Origin of the sequence: Pseudomonas sp. LH21 (assembly GCF_036549575.1) — a bacterium.
Taxonomy (GTDB): domain Bacteria; phylum Pseudomonadota; class Gammaproteobacteria; order Pseudomonadales; family Pseudomonadaceae; genus Aquipseudomonas; species Aquipseudomonas peradeniyensis.
The window spans coordinates 5,918,959-5,937,473 of sequence record NZ_CP144367.1; the positions used below are offsets into that span (position 1 = coordinate 5,918,959).

Below are 18,515 nucleotides of genomic sequence, written 5' to 3' on the forward strand. Positions count from 1 at the left end.
GCTCTCGGCCGCCCACCAGAATGGTCCCACGCCAGTCATAACCGGAGAACAATAAGTGCTGACGATCTATTCCGATGACCACCGCCTGCACCATGGCCGCTGCGAGCTGATCGACGGCCAGCTAATGCCCTGCTTCGAAATGCCCTCCCGCGCCGATCACGTCCTCGATCAGGTGAAGCAGCGCAACCTCGGCCCTGTGCAAGGCCCCACCGATTTCGGTCGCGCCCCGCTGCAGCGCATCCACAGCACCGACTATCTGAACTTCTTCGAAGGCGCCTGGGCCCGCTGGGCCGCACTGGGCCACGACGGCGACCTGCTGCCCTTCACCTGGCCGGCGCGCACCCTTCGCCAGGTCAAGCCCACCGGCCTGCACGGCGAACTCGGCTACTACAGCTTCGATGCCGGCGCGCCGATCACCGCCGGTACCTGGCAGGCCGCCTACAGCGCAGCGCAAGTGGCCCTGACCGCCCAGGCCGCGATCCAGCAAGGCGCCCACGCGGCCTTCGCCCTGTGCCGCCCGCCGGGACACCACGCCGCCGCCGAGGTGATGGGTGGCTACTGCTACCTGAACAACGCCGCCATCGCCGCCCAGGCCTTCCTTGACCAGGGCCGGCGCAAGGTGGCCATCCTCGATGTCGACTACCACCACGGCAACGGCACCCAGGACATCTTCTACACCCGCAACGATGTGTTCTTCGCCTCGATCCACGGCGACCCGCAGGACGAGTTCCCGTTCTTCCTGGGCTATGCCGACGAGGTCGGTGAAGGCGCGGGCGAAGGCTGCAACATCAACTACCCACTGCCCGCCGGCAGTGACTGGGCGGCCTGGAGCGCGGCCCTGGAAGACGCCTGCCAGCGCATCGCCGCCTACGACGCCGAGGTGCTGGTGATCTCCCTCGGCGTGGACACCTTCAAGGACGACCCGATCTCCCAGTTCAAGCTCGACAGCCCGGACTACCTGGAGATGGGCAAGCGCATCGCCCAGCTGGGCAAGCCGACCTTGTTCGTGATGGAGGGCGGCTACGCCGTGGAGGAAATCGGCATCAACGCGGTCAATGTGCTGGAAGGCTTCCAGCGCGCCCAGCCAGGAGCCTGAACATGGTCCGACTCAAGCGTCTGCTCGCCCCGCTCATCACCGCCGGCCTGCTCGCCGGCGCGCTCCAGGCCCACGCCGACCAGCGCACCCTGCGGGTCTACAACTGGTTCGACTACATCACCCCGCAGACCCTCACGGACTTCCAGAAGGACACCGGGGTGAAGCTGGTCTACGACATCTTCGACACCAACGAGGCGCTGGAGGCCAAGCTGCTGACCGGCAACTCCGGCTACGACGTGGTGGTGCCGTCCAACGTGTTCCTCGCCAAGCAGATCGAAGCGGGCGTGTTCCAGCCGCTCGATCGCGCCAAGCTGCCCAACTGGCAACACCTGGACCCGGCGCTGATGAAGCTGATCGAGGCCAACGATCCCGGCAACAAGTTCGCCGTGCCCTACATGTACGGCACCGTGCTGATCGGCTTCAACCCGGACAAGGTCAAGGCCGTGCTCGGCGACAACGCCCCGGTGGACAGCTGGGACCTGATCTTCAAACCGGAGAACATCGCCAAGCTCAAGCAATGCGGCGTGGCGCTGCTCGATTCGCCATCGGAGATCCTGCCGCTGGCCCTGTCGTACCTGGGCCTGGACCCCAACAGCGGCAAGCCGGCAGACTACCAGAAGGCCCAGGACTTGCTGCTGAAGATCCGCCCGCACGTCACCTACTTCCACTCCTCCAAGTACATGGCCGACATCGCCAACGGCGACATCTGCGTGGCGGTGGGTTACTCGGGCAGCTTCTCCCAAGCCGCCAACCGCGCCCGCGAGGCGAAGAATGGTGTGACGGTGGACATGCGCCTGCCCAAGGAAGGCGCACCGATCTGGTTCGACATGCTGGCGATCCCGAAGAACGCGGCCAACCCGGAGGATGCCCATGCCTTCATCAACTACCTGCTGCGGCCTGAGGTGATCGCGCCGATCAGCGATTTCGTCGGCTACCCGAACCCGAACAAGGATGCGACCGACAAGGTCAGCCCGGCGATCCGCAACAACCCGAACCTGTACCCGACGCCGGAGGCGATGGCCAAGCTGTATACCTTGAAGCCGTTGCCACGGGATGCCGAGCGGGCGCGAACCCGGGCCTGGACCAAGATCAAGTCGGGAACTTGAGTCGTCTGCTTCGCGGGTAAACCCGCTCCCACAGGTGTCGCACCATGCCCAGGTACGGCGTAAACCCTGTGGGAGCGGGTTCACCCGCGAATAGGCCGCCAGGCCTTGCGCAGGCGCATCAGCGCATCCGCTATCTGCGCCTCCGGCACCGCCGCAAACCCCAGCACCAGCCCTGCCCTTTTATCCACAGGCTCTTCGCTGTCCTCCAGCCAGTAGCTGCTCAGCGGATTGACCTCCACCCCTACCGCTTCCGCCAGAGCCACCAGTTCCTGTTCCCGCGCGAAGTTATCCACATCCACCTTCACATGCAGCCCCGCCGCCACCGCCGGCATGGCCCCCAGCCCCGACACATCCTGGGGCCAGCCGGCCTTGAGCACATTGCGCCGCGCCAGCGCAGCCCGGCGCATGCGGCGGATATGCCGCTGGAAATGCCCCTGGGCCATGAACTGCGCCATCACGCACTGGGTGCCGACCTCCGAATGGCGCACCGCCAGCGCCCGACATTGACTGAACGCCTGCACCAGGCGCCCGGGAAGCACCAGGTATCCCAGGCGCAGGGCCGGCACGGCGATCTTGCCGAAGGTCCCCACGTACAGCACGCGCCCTTGGCGGTCCAGCGCGGCCAGTGGCGCCAGCGGCGCACCGCTGTAACGGTACTCGCCGTCGTAGTCGTCCTCGAGGATCCAGCCATCCTGGCGTTCGGCCCAGGCCAGCAGCGACAGGCGACGGGCCAGGCTCATGGTGACGCCCGTGGGGTACTGGTGGGCAGGCGTCACATAGGCCAGCCGGCACTCGGGCATCTCGGCCAGCCTCGCGCAGTCCATGCCCTCGGCATCCACCGGCACGCCCCTGAGCGTCGCCCCGGCCATCGCGAAGGCATGCCCGGCAGCCCGGTACCCTGGGTTTTCCACAGCCACGCCATCGCCGGGCTGCAACAGCAGCTGTGCACAAAGGCTGATGGCCTCCTGCGCGCCACTGGTGATCACAATTTGTTCAGCCGTGCAGGAAAGCCCACGCGAGCGTCGCAGGTAGGTGGCAATCAGTTCGCGCAGTTGCCACTCACCCGCCGGGTCACCATAACCCAGCATCGCCGGGTCGGGATTTCGCCAGAAACCCGCTTGCAGCTTGGCCCACACCTCGAATGGGAATAGATCGAATGCCGGCACGCCCACGCGAAAAGCCTTGGGCGCTCCGCCCCTGGGGAGCGGCAGATGATGATTTTTCAGACGTTGCAGGGGCTCGCTGGTGACCGCCTGGCTGGATAAATCCTCAGTATCCGCAGCACGAAATGTGGATAAGTCTGTTGATAAACCCAGGGATAACCCTGTTGATAATTGTGTGGATAGTTTCGGTAGCTGGCTCACATAGGTGCCATCGCCAACCCGGCTCTCGATGAAGCCTTCGGCATACAGCTGGTCGTAGGCCCTCACCACGCTGTTGCGCGACAGCGTCAGCATCGCCGCCAGGTCGCGGGTGGCCGGCAACCGCGTACCGCTGCCCAGGCGCCCATCCAGCACCCTGGCGCGCAAGGCATGGTAGAGCTGCTGGCTCAGCCCGCGACGGCGGTCCAGGACGATACCCGTAGGGTCGAAAGGCAGAGGATGGCAACGTTCGATCATGGCATTGGACCTATGAAAACAGCCGTTAATGGCTCTTACCCAGAGCCAATAGCCTGCCTAGCATGGAGCCATTCAACAAGGACATCCAGCATGTACAACAACAAGCCCCACCAGGAACACGACCTCGAGCGCCTGCACCGGCACATGCTGCAAACCCGCCTGGCGCTGCTGGTCAGCCAGGGTGAACAGGGCTTGCTGGCCACCCACCTGCCGGTACTGGTCGAGACCGGCGAAGGCGAGTTCGGCACGGTCTACGCCCACCTCGCCCGGGCCAACCGCCAGTGGCAGGACCTGGAGCAAGGGGGCGAGGCGCTGCTGGTGTTTCCCGGTGCCGATGCCTACGTCAGCCCGAGCTACTACCCGAGCAAGGCGGACAACCCCAAGGTCGTGCCGACCTGGAACTACCTGGCAGTACACGCCTACGGCCCGGTTGAAGTTATCCACAACGCCCAGTCGTTGCTGGACATCGTCACCCGCCTCACCGACCGCCATGAACAGGGCCGCAGCGAGCCCTGGACAGTGTCCGACGCCCCAGGCGACTACCTCGACGGCATGCTCCGCGCCATCGTCGGCATCCGCCTGCCCATCAGCCGCCTGCAAGGTGCGCGCAAGCTGAGCCAGAACCGTTCGGCGCAGGACATTGCCGGCGTGCGCGAAGGCCTTGGCGCCAGCAATGACCACCTGGACAACCAACTCGCCGCGCACATGCGCGATCTCTGAAGGAAAAGCCCATGACCCCCGTTACCCTGTGCCCGGTCGGCGCTCACGATCACGCTGCCTGGCGCTCCCTGTGGCAGGCCTACCTGCGCTTCTACCAGACCGAACTGGCCGACGAGATCTACCTCAGCACCTGGCAGCGCCTGCTCGACCCCAGCGAGCCCACCCATTCGACCCTGGCCTGGGTAGACGGCAAGGCAGTGGGCCTGGTCAATTTCATCTACCATCGCACCAACTGGAGCATCCAGAATTCCTGCTACCTGCAGGACCTCTACGTGGACAGCGAGCAACGCGGCCTGGGTATCGGCCGTCAGTTGATCGAGCATGTCTACGCGACGGCCAAGGCCGCCGACTGCACGAGGGTGCACTGGCTGACCCACGAGACCAATGCCACCGCCATCAGCCTGTACGAACAGATCGCCGATCGGCCGGGCTTCATCCAATTCCGCAAAGCACTGTAGGCCGAACATGAACGACGCATTGAACTGGAAGCCCGCCGGCACCCCCAAGGCCGAGCCCCTCGAAGGCCGTTTCATCCGCCTGGAAAAACTCGACCCGGCCCGCCATGGCGATGACCTCTGGGAAGTACTGCAAGGCCCGGGCTCGGACCCGGTGCTGTGGGACTACCTGCCCTATGGCCCGTTTGCCGAGCGCGCCGGCTTCGACTGCTGGCTGCAAGACAACGCCGCCAGCCGCGACCCGCTGTTCTACAGCGTGATCGACCGCGCCAGCGGCCAGGTCCAGGGCATCCTCAGCTACATGTCGATCGTCCCGGAACAGGGTCGCTTCGAGATCGGCCACATCGCCTTCGGCGCCGCGATGCAGCGCACGCCGAAAGGCACCGAGGCAGTGTACCTGCTGGGCAAGCTGGGCTTCGAGCTGGGCAATCGCCGGCTGGAATGGAAGTGCAACGACGCCAATGCCCGCTCCAAGCGCGCGGCGGAGCGCTTCGGCTTCGTCTTCGAAGGGGTGTTCCGTCAGCACATGGTGGTCAAGGACCGCAACCGGGATACGGCGTGGTATTCGATTACCGACGGCGAATGGCCGGCGGTGGCGGCGGGGTTCGAGCGTTGGTTGAGTGTGGATAACCAGCAACCTGACGGCCAGGTGCGAACCTTGGAGACATGCCGTCAGGGCTGAGTCTTGCTCAAACCTCACCGGCCTCTTCGCGGGTAAACCCGCTCCCACAGGTTGGGCGCCGACTCTGTGGGAGCGGGTTTACCCGCGAAGGGGCCGGGAAACCCAGCACAAAAAAAGGGGAGCATTCGCTCCCCAGAGGTTAACCGCTTGCAGATGAAGGCTTCTGTCAGCCTTCGATCTCGATCAGGATCTCGCCCGGGGTCACCCGGTCGCCCTTGGCCACGTGGATGGCCACGACCTTGCCGGCGATGGCCGCCTGGACTTCGGTCTCCATCTTCATCGCCTCGGTGATCAGCACCGCCTGGCCGGCCTTGACCACATCGCCTTCCTTGACCAGCACATCGACGATGTTGCCCGGCATGCTGGTGCTGACATGGCCCGGCTCGCTGGCCTGCTTGCGCTTGCTGCCGCCACCGCCGACGAACTCGTTGAGCGGCTCGAACACCACTTCTTCCGGCATGCCGTCGATGGACAGGTAGAAGTGGCGCTTGCCTTCGGCCTTGACGCCCACGCCGGTGATGTCGACGCGGTAGGTCTCGCCGTGCACGTCGATGACGAACTCGGTCGGCACGCCCTCACCGCCCACCGAGCCCACCGCACCGGCTTCCGGAATCGGCAGCAGGGCTTCGGGCTTGAGGGTGCCGGCTTCGCGTTCCTCGAGGAACTTGCGGCCGATGTCGGGGAACATGGCGAAGGTCAGTACGTCTTCCTCGGAGTGCGCGAGGCTGCCGATATCGGCACGCAGCTTGGCCATCTCCGGCTTGAGCAGGTCGGCCGGGCGCACGTCGATCACTTCCTCGCTACCGATCGCCTGGCGGCGCAGCTGCTCGTTGACCACGCCCGGGGCCTTGCCGTAACCGCCCTGCAGGTACAGCTTCACCTCGTTGGTAATAGTCTTGTAGCGCTCGCCGGCCAGCACGTTGAAGAACGCCTGGGTACCGACGATCTGCGAGGTCGGGGTCACCAGCGGCGGGAAGCCGAGGTCTTCGCGCACCCGCGGGATCTCCGCCAGCACTTCGTTCATGCGGTTGAGCGCGCCCTGCTCCTTGAGCTGGTTGGCCAGGTTGGAAATCATCCCGCCCGGTACCTGGTTGACCTGCACGCGAGTATCCACCGCGGTGAACTCGCTCTCGAACTGGTGGTACTTCTTGCGCACGGCATAGAAGTACAGGCCGATCTCCTGCAGCAGTTCCAGGTCCAGGCCGGTGTCGAACTCGCTGCCCTTGAGCGCGGCGACCATCGACTCGGTACCCGGGTGGCTGGTGCCCCAGGCGAAGCTGGAGATCGCGGTGTCGATATGGTCGGCGCCGTTTTCCACCGCCTTGAGCTGGCACATCGCAGCCAGGCCGGCGGTATCGTGGGAGTGGATGAACACCGGCAGCGACTGCTCGGCCTTCAGCGCCTTGACCAGCTCGCCGGTGGCGAACGGGGTCAGCAGGCCGGCCATGTCCTTGATCGCCACCGAGTCGCAGCCCATGGCTTCCATCTGCTTGGCCTGCTGCACGAAGGCGTCGATGGTGTGCACGGGGCTGGTGGTGTAGGCGATGGTGCCCTGGGCGTGCTTGCCGGCGGCCTTCACTGCCTCGATGGCCACCCGCAGGTTACGCACGTCGTTCATGGCGTCGAAGATGCGGAATACATCAATGCCGTTGACCGCCGCCTTGGCGACGAAGGCCTTGACCACGTCGTCGCTGTAGTGGCGGTAGCCCAGCAGGTTCTGGCCGCGCAGGAGCATCTGCAGGCGGGTGTTGGGCAATGCGGCGCGCAGCTTGCGCAGGCGCTCCCACGGGTCTTCCTTGAGGAAGCGCACGCAGGCGTCGAAGGTGGCGCCGCCCCAGACTTCCAGCGACCAGTAGCCGACCTTGTCGAGCTTGTCGCAGATCGGCAGCATGTCTTCGGTGCGCATGCGGGTGGCCAGCAGGGACTGGTGGGCGTCGCGCAGGATCGTGTCGGTGACAAAGATTTTCTTGGACATTGTTCGGTTCCTCACAGGCCTGCGTGCGCGGCGATGGCGGCGGCGATGGCCAGGGCCAGCTCTTCGGGTTTGCGCTTGATCGAGTAGTTGGTCAGTTCAGGGTGGCTTTCGACGAAGCTGGTGTTGAACTGGCCGCTGCGGAATTCCGGATTGCGCAGGATTTCCTGGTAGTACGCGGCGGTGGTCTTCACCCCCTGCACGCGCATGTCGTCCAGGGCCCGCAGGCCGCGGTCCATGGCTTCTTCCCAGGTCAGCGCCCAGACCACCAGTTTCAGGCACATGGAGTCGTAGAACGGCGGGATGGTGTAGCCGGTATAGATCGCCGTGTCGGTGCGCACGCCGGGGCCGCCGGGGGCGTAGTAGCGGGTGATCTTGCCGAAGCTGGGCAGGAAGTTGTTCTTCGGGTCTTCGGCATTGATGCGGAACTGCAACGCGAAGCCACGGTGCTGGATGTCTTCCTGCTTGATCGACAGCGGCAGGCCGGAGGCGATGCGAATCTGCTCGCGGACGATGTCGATGCCGGTGATTTCCTCGGTGATGGTGTGTTCCACCTGCACCCGGGTGTTCATTTCCATGAAGTACACCTCGCCATCGGCAAGCAGGAACTCCACGGTACCGGCGTTCTCGTAATCCACCGCCTTGGCCGCGCGCACCGCCAGGTCGCCGATGTAGGCGCGCTGCTCGGGGGTCAGCTGGGGGCTTGGGGCAATCTCGATCAGCTTCTGGTTGCGGCGCTGGATCGAGCAGTCACGCTCGAACAGGTGCACCACGTTGCCGAAGCTGTCACCGAGGATCTGCGCCTCGATGTGCTTTGGGTTGACGATGCATTTCTCCAGGAACACTTCCGCCGAGCCGAAGGCCTTGGTGGCCTCGGAAATGACACGGGGGAAGTTCTGCTCCAGCTCTTCACGGCTGTTGCAGCGGCGGATGCCGCGCCCGCCGCCACCGGAGGTGGCCTTGAGCATCACCGGGTAACCGATGCGGTCACCTTCGCGCAGGGCTTCATGGATATCGGCGACGTTGCCTTCGGTGCCGGGCGTGACCGGCACACCGGCCGCGATCATGGTGCGGCGTGCTTCGGTCTTGTCGCCCATGCGGCGAATGACATCGGCGGCCGGGCCGATGAACTTGATCCCGCGTTCGGCGCAGATCTCCGCAAGCTCGGCGTTTTCCGACAGGAAACCGTAGCCTGGATGCAGGGCATCGCAGCCGGTCTCGACAGCAAGGTTCACCAGCTTGCGCGGGTTCAGGTAGCCGGCCAGGGGCTCGGCACCGATGCTGTAGGCCTCGTCGGCGCGCTTGACGTGCAGGGCGTGACGGTCGGCGTCGGCATAGATCGCGACGGAGCGAATGCCCATCTCGGCGCAGGCACGCACGATCCGAACTGCGATCTCACCCCGGTTGGCGATCAGGATTTTTGTTATCACTGGAGTCTTCCCAAAGCCGTAGGAACAGACGATCCGGTTTTACCGGTCGGCGCGTGACCAGACGTCGCTGGCCAGTCGCATATTCACCCTAGCGCTGAAGGTCGATAAACAAAAATCAATATTTGTTAGGGGCAGTATTAGCAAAAGCTTATAGTGAGGTAACAAGGTTTTGCCGGAGCCCCGGAAAAAATGCGTAAGTCCTTGATGCGTATGACTTTGCGTCAGCTTCAGGTGTTCAACGAGGTGTGTGATCTGCGCTCCTACAGCCGGGCGGCCGAGGAGATGGCGCTGACGCAACCCGCCGTTAGTCTACAGATCCGCCAGCTCGAGGAGCTGGTCGGCCAGCCGCTGTTCGAGTACGTCGGCAAAAAGCTCTACCTGACCGAGGCAGCCGAGGCGCTGCAACGCGCCAGCCGGGATATCTTCGGGCGCCTGGAGAACCTCGACATGCAGCTGTCGGACCTGCAGGGCTCATTGCAGGGGCAGCTGAAACTGGCGATCGAATCCAGCGCCAAGTACTTCGTGCCACACCTGTTCGCCGCCTTCAAGCAGCGCCACCCGGAGGTCAACCTCACCCTCACGGTGGTCAACCGGGCCCAGGCGATCCGGCGCCTGTCGGACAACCGCGACGACCTGACCATCATGTCCATGGTGCCCCAGGACATGGGCCTGGAGTTCCTGCCCTTCCTCAACAACCCGATCATTGCCGTGGCGCCACCGGATCACCCGCTGTGCAAGCTCGAACAGCTGCGCCTGCAGGACCTCGAGCCTCATGCCCTGCTGGTCCGCGAACAAGGGTCGGGCACGCGCAAGGCCTGCGAGGAGTTCTTCAAGGACAAGCGCGTGCACTTCACCCAGACCCTCGAGGTGGCCTCCACGGATGCCCAGCGCGAATGCGTGGTGGCCGGCCTGGGCATCGCCCTGCTGACCCGCCACGCGGTCAACCTGGAGCTGGCCACCGGCGTGCTCAGGGAGCTGCCGGTGGAAGAGCTGCCGCTATACCGCAGCTGGTGCCTGGTGCAGTCCAAAAACAAGCGCCAGTCGCCGGTCGCCTTGGCGTTCCAAGCGTTCATCCGCGGCGAACGTGCACAGATCAGCGGGCTTGTGCAGCGTTTCTCGGGGAAGTTGCCGCCGACACCTGCCACACCGTGATGTCCTGCAGGTCGGGGTAGTCGGCCAGCTCGCGCAGCAGCTGGCGCTGGTCGCAGTAGCTTTCGATCGCGCGGCGAAACTCCATGCGGCGCTGGTCCTTTTCCTGCTGCTTGCGAGCCTTGGCGTTGGGTTGGTACACACCTGCGTGATCATGTGCCATTGCCTGTCTCCCAGATAGGATGCGGGAGTTTCAGACTGGCCTTGGCGGTTTACGGTTTGGCGGTGGAATGGTGACGAAATGATGAAATCTGCGTGGGAGCGGGCCTGCCCCGCGTTTGCAATCGCGGGGCAAGCCCGCTCCCACGGAACCTCTGCATTGCTCAGTCGTCGGTAGCCTTGATCGACTTAGGCGACAAACGCAGGCTGCGCAAGCTGCGCTTTACGCTCTTGAGGTGATTGACCAGGCTTGGCCCGCGGGCCATGGCCACGCCCATGGCCAGCACGTCGATCACCACCAGGTGAGCGATACGCGAGGTCAGCGGGGTATAGATCTCGGTGTCCTCATGCACGTCGATGGCCAGGTTGACCGTCGACAATTCGGCCAGTGGCGTCTGGCTCGGGCACAGGGTGATCAGGTTGGCGCCACTTTCACGCACCAGGTTGGCGGTGATCAGCAGGTCCTTGGAGCGCCCCGACTGCGAAATGCACACCGCCACGTCGCCCGGCTTCAGGGTGACCGCCGACATCGCCTGCATGTGCGGGTCGGAATACGCCGCGGCGCTGAGCAGCAGGCGGAAGAACTTGTGCTGGGCATCGGCCGCGACCGCGCCGGAAGCGCCAAAGCCGTAGAACTCCACGCGCTGGGCCTGGGCCATGGCGGTCACCGCCTGCTGCAGCGCCTGCGGGTCGAGGTGCTCGCGCACCTCCATCAGCGTGTGCAGGGTGGTGTCGAAGATCTTCAGGCTGTAGTCGGCGACCGAGTCGTCTTCATGGATGGCGAACTGGCCGAAACTGGCGCCGGCGGCCAGGCTCTGCGCCAGCTTGAGCTTGAGGTCCTGGAAGCCCGAGCAGCCGATCGCCCGGCAGAAGCGCACGATGGTCGGCTCGCTGATCCCCACGCTGTGCGCCAGATCGGCCATCGAGCTGTGCATGACGGCAGCCGGATCGAGCAGCACATGGTCGGCCACTTTGAGTTCCGATTTGCGCAGCAGGTGCCGCGATTGGTCGATATGTTGCAACAGATTCACGGGCTGGACTCGGTTATGATCGGCGTGCCGGGATGTAGCTTTCTTGTAGTTATACTACATGCTTGCCAACCCGCCCAGCTAAACGAACGTGGAGAGTGGTGGTTTGACGATTCCTTGCGACATCCTGGTCTTCGGCGGCACGGGCGACCTGGCCCTGCACAAACTGCTCCCGGCGCTCTACCACCTGTATCGCGAGGCCCGCCTGCACAATGCCGTGCGGATCATCGCCCTGGCCCGACGCCACCTTTCGCGCAACGACTACCTCAAGCTCGCCGAACGCCATTGCCGGGCGCAGATCGCCCGCCAGGACTTCGACGAGGACGTCTGGCAGCGCTTCTGCGCCCGCCTGGACTACTTCCCCATGGACGCCGCGCAGAGCGCCGACTTCGGTCGCCTGGCCCGTTACCTGGGCGAGCCCGGCGGGCTCACGCGCATCTTCTACCTGGCCACCGCGCCCAATTTGTTCGTGCCCATCGCCAACCACCTGCGCGTCGCCGGCCTTGCCGACAGCGAGGCGCGCATCGTCCTGGAGAAGCCCATCGGTCACTCGCTGGAGTCGGCCACCGCGATCAACGAGGCCATCGGCGCGGTGTTCAGCGAACCGCAGGTATTTCGCATCGACCACTACCTGGGCAAGGAAACCGTGCAGAACCTCATGGCCCTGCGCTTCGCCAATGCCCTGCTAGAGCCGGTGTGGCGCAACGGCCAGGTCGACCATGTGCAGATCAGCGTCTGCGAGACCCTCGGCGTGGAGAACCGCGGCGCCTACTACGACCGTGCCGGCGCCACCCGCGACATGCTGCAGAACCACCTGCTGCAATTGCTCTGCCTGGTGGCCATGGAACCGCCGGCGCAGTTCGAGGCCGAGGCGGTGCGCGACGAAAAGGTGAAGATCCTTCGCGCGCTCAAGCCCATCACCGGCCAGGACGTGCAGGACAAGACCGTGCGCGGCCAGTACGGCGCCGGCAAGATCGGCGGCCAGGAAGTGCCGGCCTATTACTTCGAGAAAGACGTGGACAACGACAGCGACACCGAGACCTTCGTTGCGGTCCAGGCGCACATCGACAACTGGCGCTGGGCCGGCGTGCCCTTCTACCTGCGCACCGGCAAGCGCATGGCGCGGCGCTCGTCGCAGATCGTCATCCAGTTCAAGCCGGTGCCCCACGAGCTGTTCAGCGGTGGCCAGGTCAATCAATTGCTGATCCAGCTACAGCCGGACGAGCACATCAGCCTGCGCATGATGACCAAGAGCCCGGGCAAGGGCATGCGCCTGGCACCGGTCGAACTGGACCTGAACCTCGCCCAGGCCTTCGCCCAGACCCGCCGCTGGGACGCCTACGAGCGACTGCTGCTGGATGTGCTGGAAGGCGACTCGACGCTGTTCATGCGCCGCGACGAGGTCGAGGCCGCCTGGGCCTGGATCGACCCGATCCTGCAGGGCTGGGAGGAACACTTCCAGGCGCCACGCCCCTACCCCGCCGGCAGCAATGGCCCGGAACAGGCCAACAGCCTGCTGGCCCGCCAGGGCCAGGCCTGGCACCTGTAGGAGCGGCCTCGTGCCGCGAAAGGGCTGCAAAGCAGCCCCGGCAATTTCATGCCGGGCGCCTGGGCCGACCTTTAGCGCAACAGGTCGGCCGTCGAGCGATCAAGCAGCGCGCGGAACGAGGTCGCGTCCACCGGACGACTGATCAGGTAGCCCTGCACCTCGTCGCAACCATGCTCGCGCAGGAACTGCAGCTGCTCGCGGGTTTCCACCCCTTCGGCCACCACTTTCAGTTGCAGGCTCTTGGCCATGGCGATGATCGCCCGGGTAATGGCCGCGTCCTGTGAACCTTCGAGCAGGCCGCGGATGAACGCCTGGTCGATCTTCACGTAGTCCACCGGGAAGCGCTTGAGGTAGCTCAGTGACGAATAGCCGGTACCGAAGTCATCGATGGCCAGCTTCACCCCCAGCGCGTGCAGCTGCTCGAAGGTGGTGATGATGTGCTCGACACTGTCCAGCAACTGGCTTTCGGTCAGTTCCAACTCCAGCAGGTGCGGCGCCAGGCCGGACTCCTGCAGGACCTGGCGCACCAGGCTGACCAGCTTGCCCTGGCGCAGCTGGTACACCGACAGGTTGACCGAAACGCGTACCTCCAGGCCCTGGCGCAACCATTCGCACGCCTGCCAGCAGGCCTGGCGCAGCACGAACTCCCCCATGGGCGCGATCAGCCCGGTCTCTTCGGCCAGGCCGATGAACTCGCTGGGTGGCACCATGCCCCACTCGGGGTGCTGCCAGCGCACCAGTGCCTCGGCCGCATGCAGCTGCCCGGTGCGCAGGCACAGCTTGGGCTGGTAGTAGACCAGCAACTGGCGCTCATCGATGGCCTTGCGCAGCTGGTTTTCCAGCTGCAGGCGTTGCAGGGTGCTGGCGCGCAGGCTCTCGGTATAGAACTGGAAACTGTCGCCGCCCAGGTGCTTGGCGTGCTGCTTGGCCATGTCGGCCTGACTGACCAGGGCATTGAGGTCCTGAGTGGCGTCGGACAACAGGCTGATGCCCACCGACGCGCTGATCACCACCTCGTGCCCACCCACACGCTGGGGCACGCGCAGCTTGTCGAGCAGCCGGGTGGTGACGCGCACCAGGCTCGACAGGTTGGTGTAGCCGTCGAACAGCACGGCGAACTCGTCGCCAGACAGGCGCGCCACGGTGTCGGCCTCCGGCACCGCGTTGGCCAGGCGCTGGGCCATCTTCTTGAGCAGCTGGTCCGCCAGTTCATGGCCCAGGCTCTCGTTGAGCAGCTTGAAGCGGTCCAGGTCCACATGCAGCAGCGCCAGGCTGCGGCCGTTCAGGCGCATGCGCTGCGCCGCCTCGTGCAGGCGCAAGCGGAACAGCGCGCGGTTGGCCAGCCCGGTGAGGTCGTCGTAATGCGCCAGGTAGCGCAGACGCTCCTCGGATTCGCGGCGCGCGGACAGGTCGGTGAAGAAGCCAACGATATTGACGATCCGTCCCCGTGGGTCATTCACGCTGTTCAGTTGCAGCCACTGCGGGTAGAGCTCGCCGTTCTTGCGCGCCTCGACCAGCTCGCCCTGCCAGCGGCCCTGCTGCTCCAGGGCCTGGTCGATGGCCTGGCTGTGGCGCCGGGCATCGCGGCTGCAAGGCAGCTCCAGGGCGTTGCGGGCGATCAGCTCGGCCCGGCCGTAGCCGGTGACATCGCAGAAGGCCTGGTTCACCGCCAGCAACTGGAAGTCCGCGTCGAGAATGGCGATCCCTTCGCTGGCCGCCTCGAACACCGTCGCGGCCAGGCGCTGCTGCTCTTCCTGTTCCTTCTGCGCGGTGATGTCGCGGCGGGTGCCGAGCATGCGCAGGACCTTGCCCTGGCCATCGGTCTCCACCGCCCGCCCCCGGTCCTCGATCCAGCACCAGTGCCCCTGGGCGTGGCGTACCCGGTACTCTACCCGGTAGTCCTCGGTGCGCCCCTTGAGGTGCTCGACCAGCGTGCGCCGCAGCACGGGCAGGTCATCGGGATGCAGCCGCGGCTTGAGGTCGGCGCGCACCGAGCGCACCTGCTCCGGATCCAGGCCGAACAACGTATGCAGCTGGGTGTGATGGACCTCGTCGGTTTCCAGGTTCCAATCCCACAGCCCGAGTTCGCTGGCCTGCAAGGCCAGGGCCAGGCGCTGCTCGCTCTTGCTCAGGGCCTGGTTGGCCAGGTCCAGCTCATGACTGCGTTGGGCCACGCGCTGCTCGAGGCCGGCATGGGCTTTGCGCAGGTCGTCCTCAGCCCGGCGTCGTTGGGCGATCTCTGCGCTGAGCTGACGGTTGAGGCCCTCGCCATGACGCTGGGCGTTCTGCAGGTGTTCGATCAGCGCCTGGTTCTGGAAACGGCGCAGCAGGCCGCGCTCGATCAGGCGATTGACCTGCCAGGCCACCACCATCAGCGCCACCAGCAGGATCAGCCCCAGCCAGCCCCAGCCGCGCTGGTGCCCAGCGTCATAGACGAAGAGAAACGCGATCGGCGGCAGCAGGCACGGCAGGGCGAAGCTGAGAAACGCCGGCAGGCTGACCGCGTAGGCGACACTGGCCGACAACGCCGCCGCGCCGAGCAGGCCGAAGACCCAGGCCTGCTGCACGAAGTTGTCCGCCGGCGCCAGGGCGATCACCGCGCAGGCCAAGGTCAGGCCACTGAACGCCGAACCGAGCAGGAACATGCGCCGCCAGGTCGGCTTGGCCTGGCGCGCCGGCGTCGCCGCGTCGAAGGCCGCCACCTGGATCACCCGAAGCGCCACCAGCGCCACCAGCCAGGCCATCCAAACCCCGACCAGCAAATAGCGCGCAGGGCTCCACAGCAGCCAGGCGCAGAGCAGGCCGTTGAGCAACATGAACAAGGTGGGCAGCAACGAGCCCTGGTACAGCAGGCGAGTACGCTCGATCGACAGCTGGGTGGCGAATTGCCTGCGAACGCTCCTTGTCGTCTCCGGCGATGCTCCGATCGCCGCGCAATCCTGGGTCATATTGGCTGGTTTCTTTTGTCTTCTTGTTATGGCTGACCGCAAATGTGCAGGGAGCATACACAAGCACCGCGTCGGACCAAACTGCTCTGCGTCATGATTTCGAAAATGTCTGCTGCGTCCAGGTCTGACCGCTCAACCACGGGCACCGGACAAGTCCACCGATGAACGGTCGAGCGCCCGTCCGGCGATTTGCGTCCGGGGCGTTTGCCCCTGCCTTCGCACGGCCATAGAATGCCCGGATGCATAATGACGACCTCTCCCTCCTGCTGAACTCCCTCAACGACGCTCAACGCCAGGCCGTGGCGGCCTCGGTGGGGCGCCAACTGGTGCTGGCCGGCGCCGGCTCGGGCAAGACCCGCGTGCTGGTGCACCGCATCGCCTGGCTGATCCAGGTCGAACAGGCCTCGCCGCACTCGATCCTGTCGGTGACCTTCACCAACAAGGCCGCGGCGGAAATGCGCCAGCGGATCGAGCAACTGCTGGGCATCAACCCGGCCGGCATGTGGGTCGGCACCTTCCACGGCCTGGCCCACCGCCTGTTGCGGGCGCACTGGCAGGAAGCGGGGCTGGCGCAGAACTTCCAGATCCTCGACAGCGACGACCAGCAGCGCCTGATCAAGCGGGTGATCCGCGAGATGGGCCTGGACGAGCAGAAGTGGCCGGCGCGCCAGGTCCAGTGGTTCATCAACGGGCAGAAGGACGAAGGCCTGCGCCCACGGCATATCCAGGCCAGCGGCGACCTGTTCCTGGCCACCATGCGCGACATCTATGTGGCCTACGAGCAGGCCTGCGACCGCGCCGGGGTCATCGACTTCTCCGAGCTGCTGCTGCGCGCCCTCGACCTGTGGCGCGACCACCCGGACCTGCTCAGGCACTACCAGCGCCGCTTCCGCCACCTGCTGGTGGACGAGTTCCAGGACACCAACGCCGTGCAGTACGCCTGGTTGCGCCTGCTGGCCTCCGGGGGCGACAGCCTGATGGCGGTGGGCGACGACGACCAGTCGATCTACGGCTGGCGCGGCGCCAAGATCGAGAACATCCACCAGTACACCGCCGACTTCCCGGACGCCGAGCTGATCCGCCTGGAGCAGAACTACCGCTCCACCGGCGGCATCCTCAAGGCCGCCAACGCCCTGATCGCCAACAACAGCGGGCGCCTGGGCAAGGAGCTGTGGACCGACATGGGCGAAGGCGAACCGCTCACGCTCTATGCCGCGTACAACGAGCACGACGAAGCGCGCTATGTAGTCGAGACCATCGAAAGCCTGGTCAAGCAGGGTAACGCGCGCAGCGAGATCGCCATCCTGTACCGCTCCAACGCCCAGTCGCGGGTGCTGGAAGAGGCCCTGCTGCGCGAACGCATCCCCTACCGCATCTATGGCGGCCAGCGCTTCTTCGAGCGCGCCGAGATCAAGAACGCCATGGCCTACCTGCGCCTGCTCGAAGGTCGCGGCAACGACGCGGCGCTGGAGCGGGTGATCAACGTGCCACCACGGGGCATCGGCGAAAAGACCGTCGAGGCCATCCGCGACCACGCCCGCCACAGCCAGCTGTCGATGTGGGAAGCCATGTGCCAGCTACTCGCCGCCAAGGCCCTCAAGGGCCGCGCCGCCAGCGCCCTGGGCGCGTTCATCGAGCTGCTCGAGAACCTCGCCGCCAAGGTGCTGGACATGCCGCTGCACCTGATGACCCAGACCGTCATCGAGCAGTCCGGGCTGATCGTCTATCACCAGGAAGAAAAGGGCGAGAAAGGCCAGGCCCGGGTGGAAAACCTTGAGGAACTGGTCAGCGCGGCGCGCAACTTCGAGACCAGCGACGAAGACGCCGACCTCTCGCCGCTGTCGGCGTTCCTCGGTCACGCCTCGCTGGAGGCCGGCGACACCCAGGCCGACGAGCACGAGGACAGCATCCAGCTGATGACCCTGCACAGCGCCAAGGGCCTGGAGTTCCCGTACGTGTTCCTGGTGGGCATGGAGGAAGGCCTGTTCCCGCACAAGATGAGCCTGGAAGAGCCCGGCCGCCTCGAAGAGGAGCGCCGCCTGGCCTACGTGGGCATCACCCGGGCCATGCGCCAGCTGGTCATGACCTACGCCGAGACCCGCCGCCTGTATGGCAGCGAGACCTATAACAAGGTATCGCGCTTCGTCCGGGAGATCCCCGCCGGGCTGGTGCAGGAAGTGCGCCTGTCGAACACCGTCAGCCGTCCGTTCGGCGGCGCGAAGACGCCGGCCAGCAGCCTGTTCGCCAACGCCAGCATCCCGCAGACCGCCTTCAGCCTCGGCCAGCGGGTGCAGCATGCGGTGTTCGGCGAAGGCGTGATCCTCAACTTCGAGGGCTCCGGCGCCCAGGCACGGGTGCAGGTGAACTTCTCCGAGGGCAGCAAGTGGCTGATGCTGGGCTACGCGAAGCTGGAAGCTATCTGACTACCACTCCCACTGGCTTCGCAGATCCTGTGGGAGCGGGTTTACCCGCGAACACGGGCGAAGCCCGTGCCAGGCACCGCGTCGCCTTCTTCGCGGGTAAACCCGCTCCCACACGACCCTGACCATCCTTACAATCAGGCAAAAGCTCGAAACATCTTGTCGCTGGCTATGTCTGCCAG

Annotated in this window: 14 protein-coding genes; 8 read left to right on the forward strand and 6 right to left on the reverse strand. The window is 65.4% G+C overall.

Going from position 1 to position 18,515, the window contains the following annotated elements; genetic code table 11:
* Window positions 1-55: 55 nt before the first annotated feature.
* Entirely contained in the window at window positions 56-1,096 is a 1,041-nt protein-coding gene (locus VUG52_RS26875) for a histone deacetylase family protein (RefSeq protein ID WP_050707563.1), read from the forward strand.
* 2 nt (window positions 1,097-1,098) lie between these two features.
* Window positions 1,099-2,202 (forward strand): extracellular solute-binding protein, encoded by a 1,104-nt coding sequence (locus VUG52_RS26880; protein ID WP_050707564.1) that lies wholly within the window; start codon window positions 1,099-1,101, stop codon window positions 2,200-2,202.
* An 80-nt stretch (window positions 2,203-2,282) separates the two neighbouring features.
* On the opposite strand, the gene pdxR is transcribed toward VUG52_RS26880, so the two are convergent.
* Window positions 2,283-3,821, reverse strand: a complete 1,539-nt coding sequence (pdxR, locus tag VUG52_RS26885; protein WP_050707565.1) for a MocR-like pyridoxine biosynthesis transcription factor PdxR — start codon at window positions 3,819-3,821, stop codon at window positions 2,283-2,285.
* A 90-nt stretch (window positions 3,822-3,911) separates the two neighbouring features.
* On the opposite strand from pdxR, the gene VUG52_RS26890 reads away from it, so the two are divergent.
* The 3 genes from VUG52_RS26890 to VUG52_RS26900 are packed head-to-tail and all read left to right on the forward strand — an operon-like array spanning window position 3,912 to window position 5,678.
* Window positions 3,912-4,541 (forward strand): FMN-binding negative transcriptional regulator, encoded by a 630-nt coding sequence (locus VUG52_RS26890; protein WP_050707566.1) that lies wholly within the window; start codon window positions 3,912-3,914, stop codon window positions 4,539-4,541.
* Window positions 4,542-4,552: 11 nt separating this feature from the next.
* Window positions 4,553-4,999, forward strand: coding sequence for a GNAT family N-acetyltransferase (locus tag VUG52_RS26895; protein WP_050707567.1), 447 nt, complete (start codon window positions 4,553-4,555; stop codon window positions 4,997-4,999).
* Window positions 5,000-5,006: 7 nt separating this feature from the next.
* Window positions 5,007-5,678, forward strand: a complete 672-nt coding sequence (locus tag VUG52_RS26900) for a GNAT family N-acetyltransferase (RefSeq protein WP_050707568.1) — start codon at window positions 5,007-5,009, stop codon at window positions 5,676-5,678.
* A gap of 166 nt (window positions 5,679-5,844) precedes the next feature.
* On the opposite strand, the gene oadA is transcribed toward VUG52_RS26900, so the two are convergent.
* Window positions 5,845-7,653, reverse strand: a complete 1,809-nt coding sequence (oadA, locus tag VUG52_RS26905; RefSeq protein WP_050707569.1) for a sodium-extruding oxaloacetate decarboxylase subunit alpha — start codon at window positions 7,651-7,653, stop codon at window positions 5,845-5,847.
* Window positions 7,654-7,664: 11 nt separating this feature from the next.
* Window positions 7,665-9,080 (reverse strand): acetyl-CoA carboxylase biotin carboxylase subunit, encoded by a 1,416-nt coding sequence (locus tag VUG52_RS26910; RefSeq protein ID WP_050707570.1) that lies wholly within the window; start codon window positions 9,078-9,080, stop codon window positions 7,665-7,667.
* Between the two features lie 204 nt (window positions 9,081-9,284).
* On the opposite strand from VUG52_RS26910, the gene VUG52_RS26915 reads away from it, so the two are divergent.
* Window positions 9,285-10,232 carry a LysR family transcriptional regulator gene (locus VUG52_RS26915; protein ID WP_162232991.1) on the forward strand — a complete coding sequence of 316 codons (948 nt, stop codon included), beginning with the start codon at window positions 9,285-9,287 and terminating at the stop codon, window positions 10,230-10,232.
* Here the strand turns inward: VUG52_RS26915 and VUG52_RS26920 are convergent.
* Window positions 10,174-10,392: a PA3496 family putative envelope integrity protein gene (locus VUG52_RS26920; protein WP_198742564.1), complete on the reverse strand. Its 219-nt coding sequence runs from the start codon at window positions 10,390-10,392 to the stop codon at window positions 10,174-10,176. The genes VUG52_RS26915 and VUG52_RS26920 overlap by 59 nt on opposite strands.
* Before the next feature lie 160 nt (window positions 10,393-10,552).
* Window positions 10,553-11,419 carry a transcriptional regulator HexR gene (gene hexR / locus VUG52_RS26925; protein ID WP_023630201.1) on the reverse strand — a complete coding sequence of 289 codons (867 nt, stop codon included), beginning with the start codon at window positions 11,417-11,419 and terminating at the stop codon, window positions 10,553-10,555.
* A gap of 103 nt (window positions 11,420-11,522) precedes the next feature.
* Between hexR and zwf the strand changes: the two genes are divergently transcribed.
* Entirely contained in the window at window positions 11,523-12,965 is a 1,443-nt protein-coding gene (gene zwf / locus VUG52_RS26930) for a glucose-6-phosphate dehydrogenase (RefSeq protein ID WP_050707573.1), read from the forward strand.
* Window positions 12,966-13,036: 71 nt separating this feature from the next.
* On the opposite strand, the gene VUG52_RS26935 is transcribed toward zwf, so the two are convergent.
* Complete coding sequence (locus VUG52_RS26935) at window positions 13,037-15,913, reverse strand: putative bifunctional diguanylate cyclase/phosphodiesterase (protein WP_331832298.1); 2,877 nt, start codon at window positions 15,911-15,913, stop codon at window positions 13,037-13,039.
* A gap of 239 nt (window positions 15,914-16,152) precedes the next feature.
* On the opposite strand from VUG52_RS26935, the gene uvrD reads away from it, so the two are divergent.
* Entirely contained in the window at window positions 16,153-18,336 is a 2,184-nt protein-coding gene (uvrD, locus tag VUG52_RS26940) for a DNA helicase II (RefSeq protein WP_050707575.1), read from the forward strand.
* The last annotated feature ends 179 nt before the right edge of the window (window positions 18,337-18,515 follow it).

What these genes read in the sequence shown, in the direction of transcription:
- oadA (WP_050707569.1), bottom strand. Translation starts at nt 7,653, where the DNA reads ATGTCCAAGAAAATCTTTGTCACCGACACGATCCTGCGCGACGCCCAC.
- VUG52_RS26920 (WP_198742564.1), bottom strand. Translation starts at nt 10,392, where the DNA reads ATGGCACATGATCACGCAGGTGTGTACCAACCCAACGCCAAGGCTCGC.
- VUG52_RS26915 (WP_162232991.1), top strand. Translation starts at nt 9,285, where the DNA reads ATGCGTATGACTTTGCGTCAGCTTCAGGTGTTCAACGAGGTGTGTGAT.
- VUG52_RS26895 (WP_050707567.1), top strand. Translation starts at nt 4,553, where the DNA reads ATGACCCCCGTTACCCTGTGCCCGGTCGGCGCTCACGATCACGCTGCC.
- VUG52_RS26935 (WP_331832298.1), bottom strand. Translation starts at nt 15,913, where the DNA reads ATGACCCAGGATTGCGCGGCGATCGGAGCATCGCCGGAGACGACAAGG.
- pdxR (WP_050707565.1), bottom strand. Translation starts at nt 3,821, where the DNA reads ATGATCGAACGTTGCCATCCTCTGCCTTTCGACCCTACGGGTATCGTC.
- VUG52_RS26900 (WP_050707568.1), top strand. Translation starts at nt 5,007, where the DNA reads ATGAACGACGCATTGAACTGGAAGCCCGCCGGCACCCCCAAGGCCGAG.
- VUG52_RS26890 (WP_050707566.1), top strand. Translation starts at nt 3,912, where the DNA reads ATGTACAACAACAAGCCCCACCAGGAACACGACCTCGAGCGCCTGCAC.
- VUG52_RS26880 (WP_050707564.1), top strand. Translation starts at nt 1,099, where the DNA reads ATGGTCCGACTCAAGCGTCTGCTCGCCCCGCTCATCACCGCCGGCCTG.
- uvrD (WP_050707575.1), top strand. Translation starts at nt 16,153, where the DNA reads ATGCATAATGACGACCTCTCCCTCCTGCTGAACTCCCTCAACGACGCT.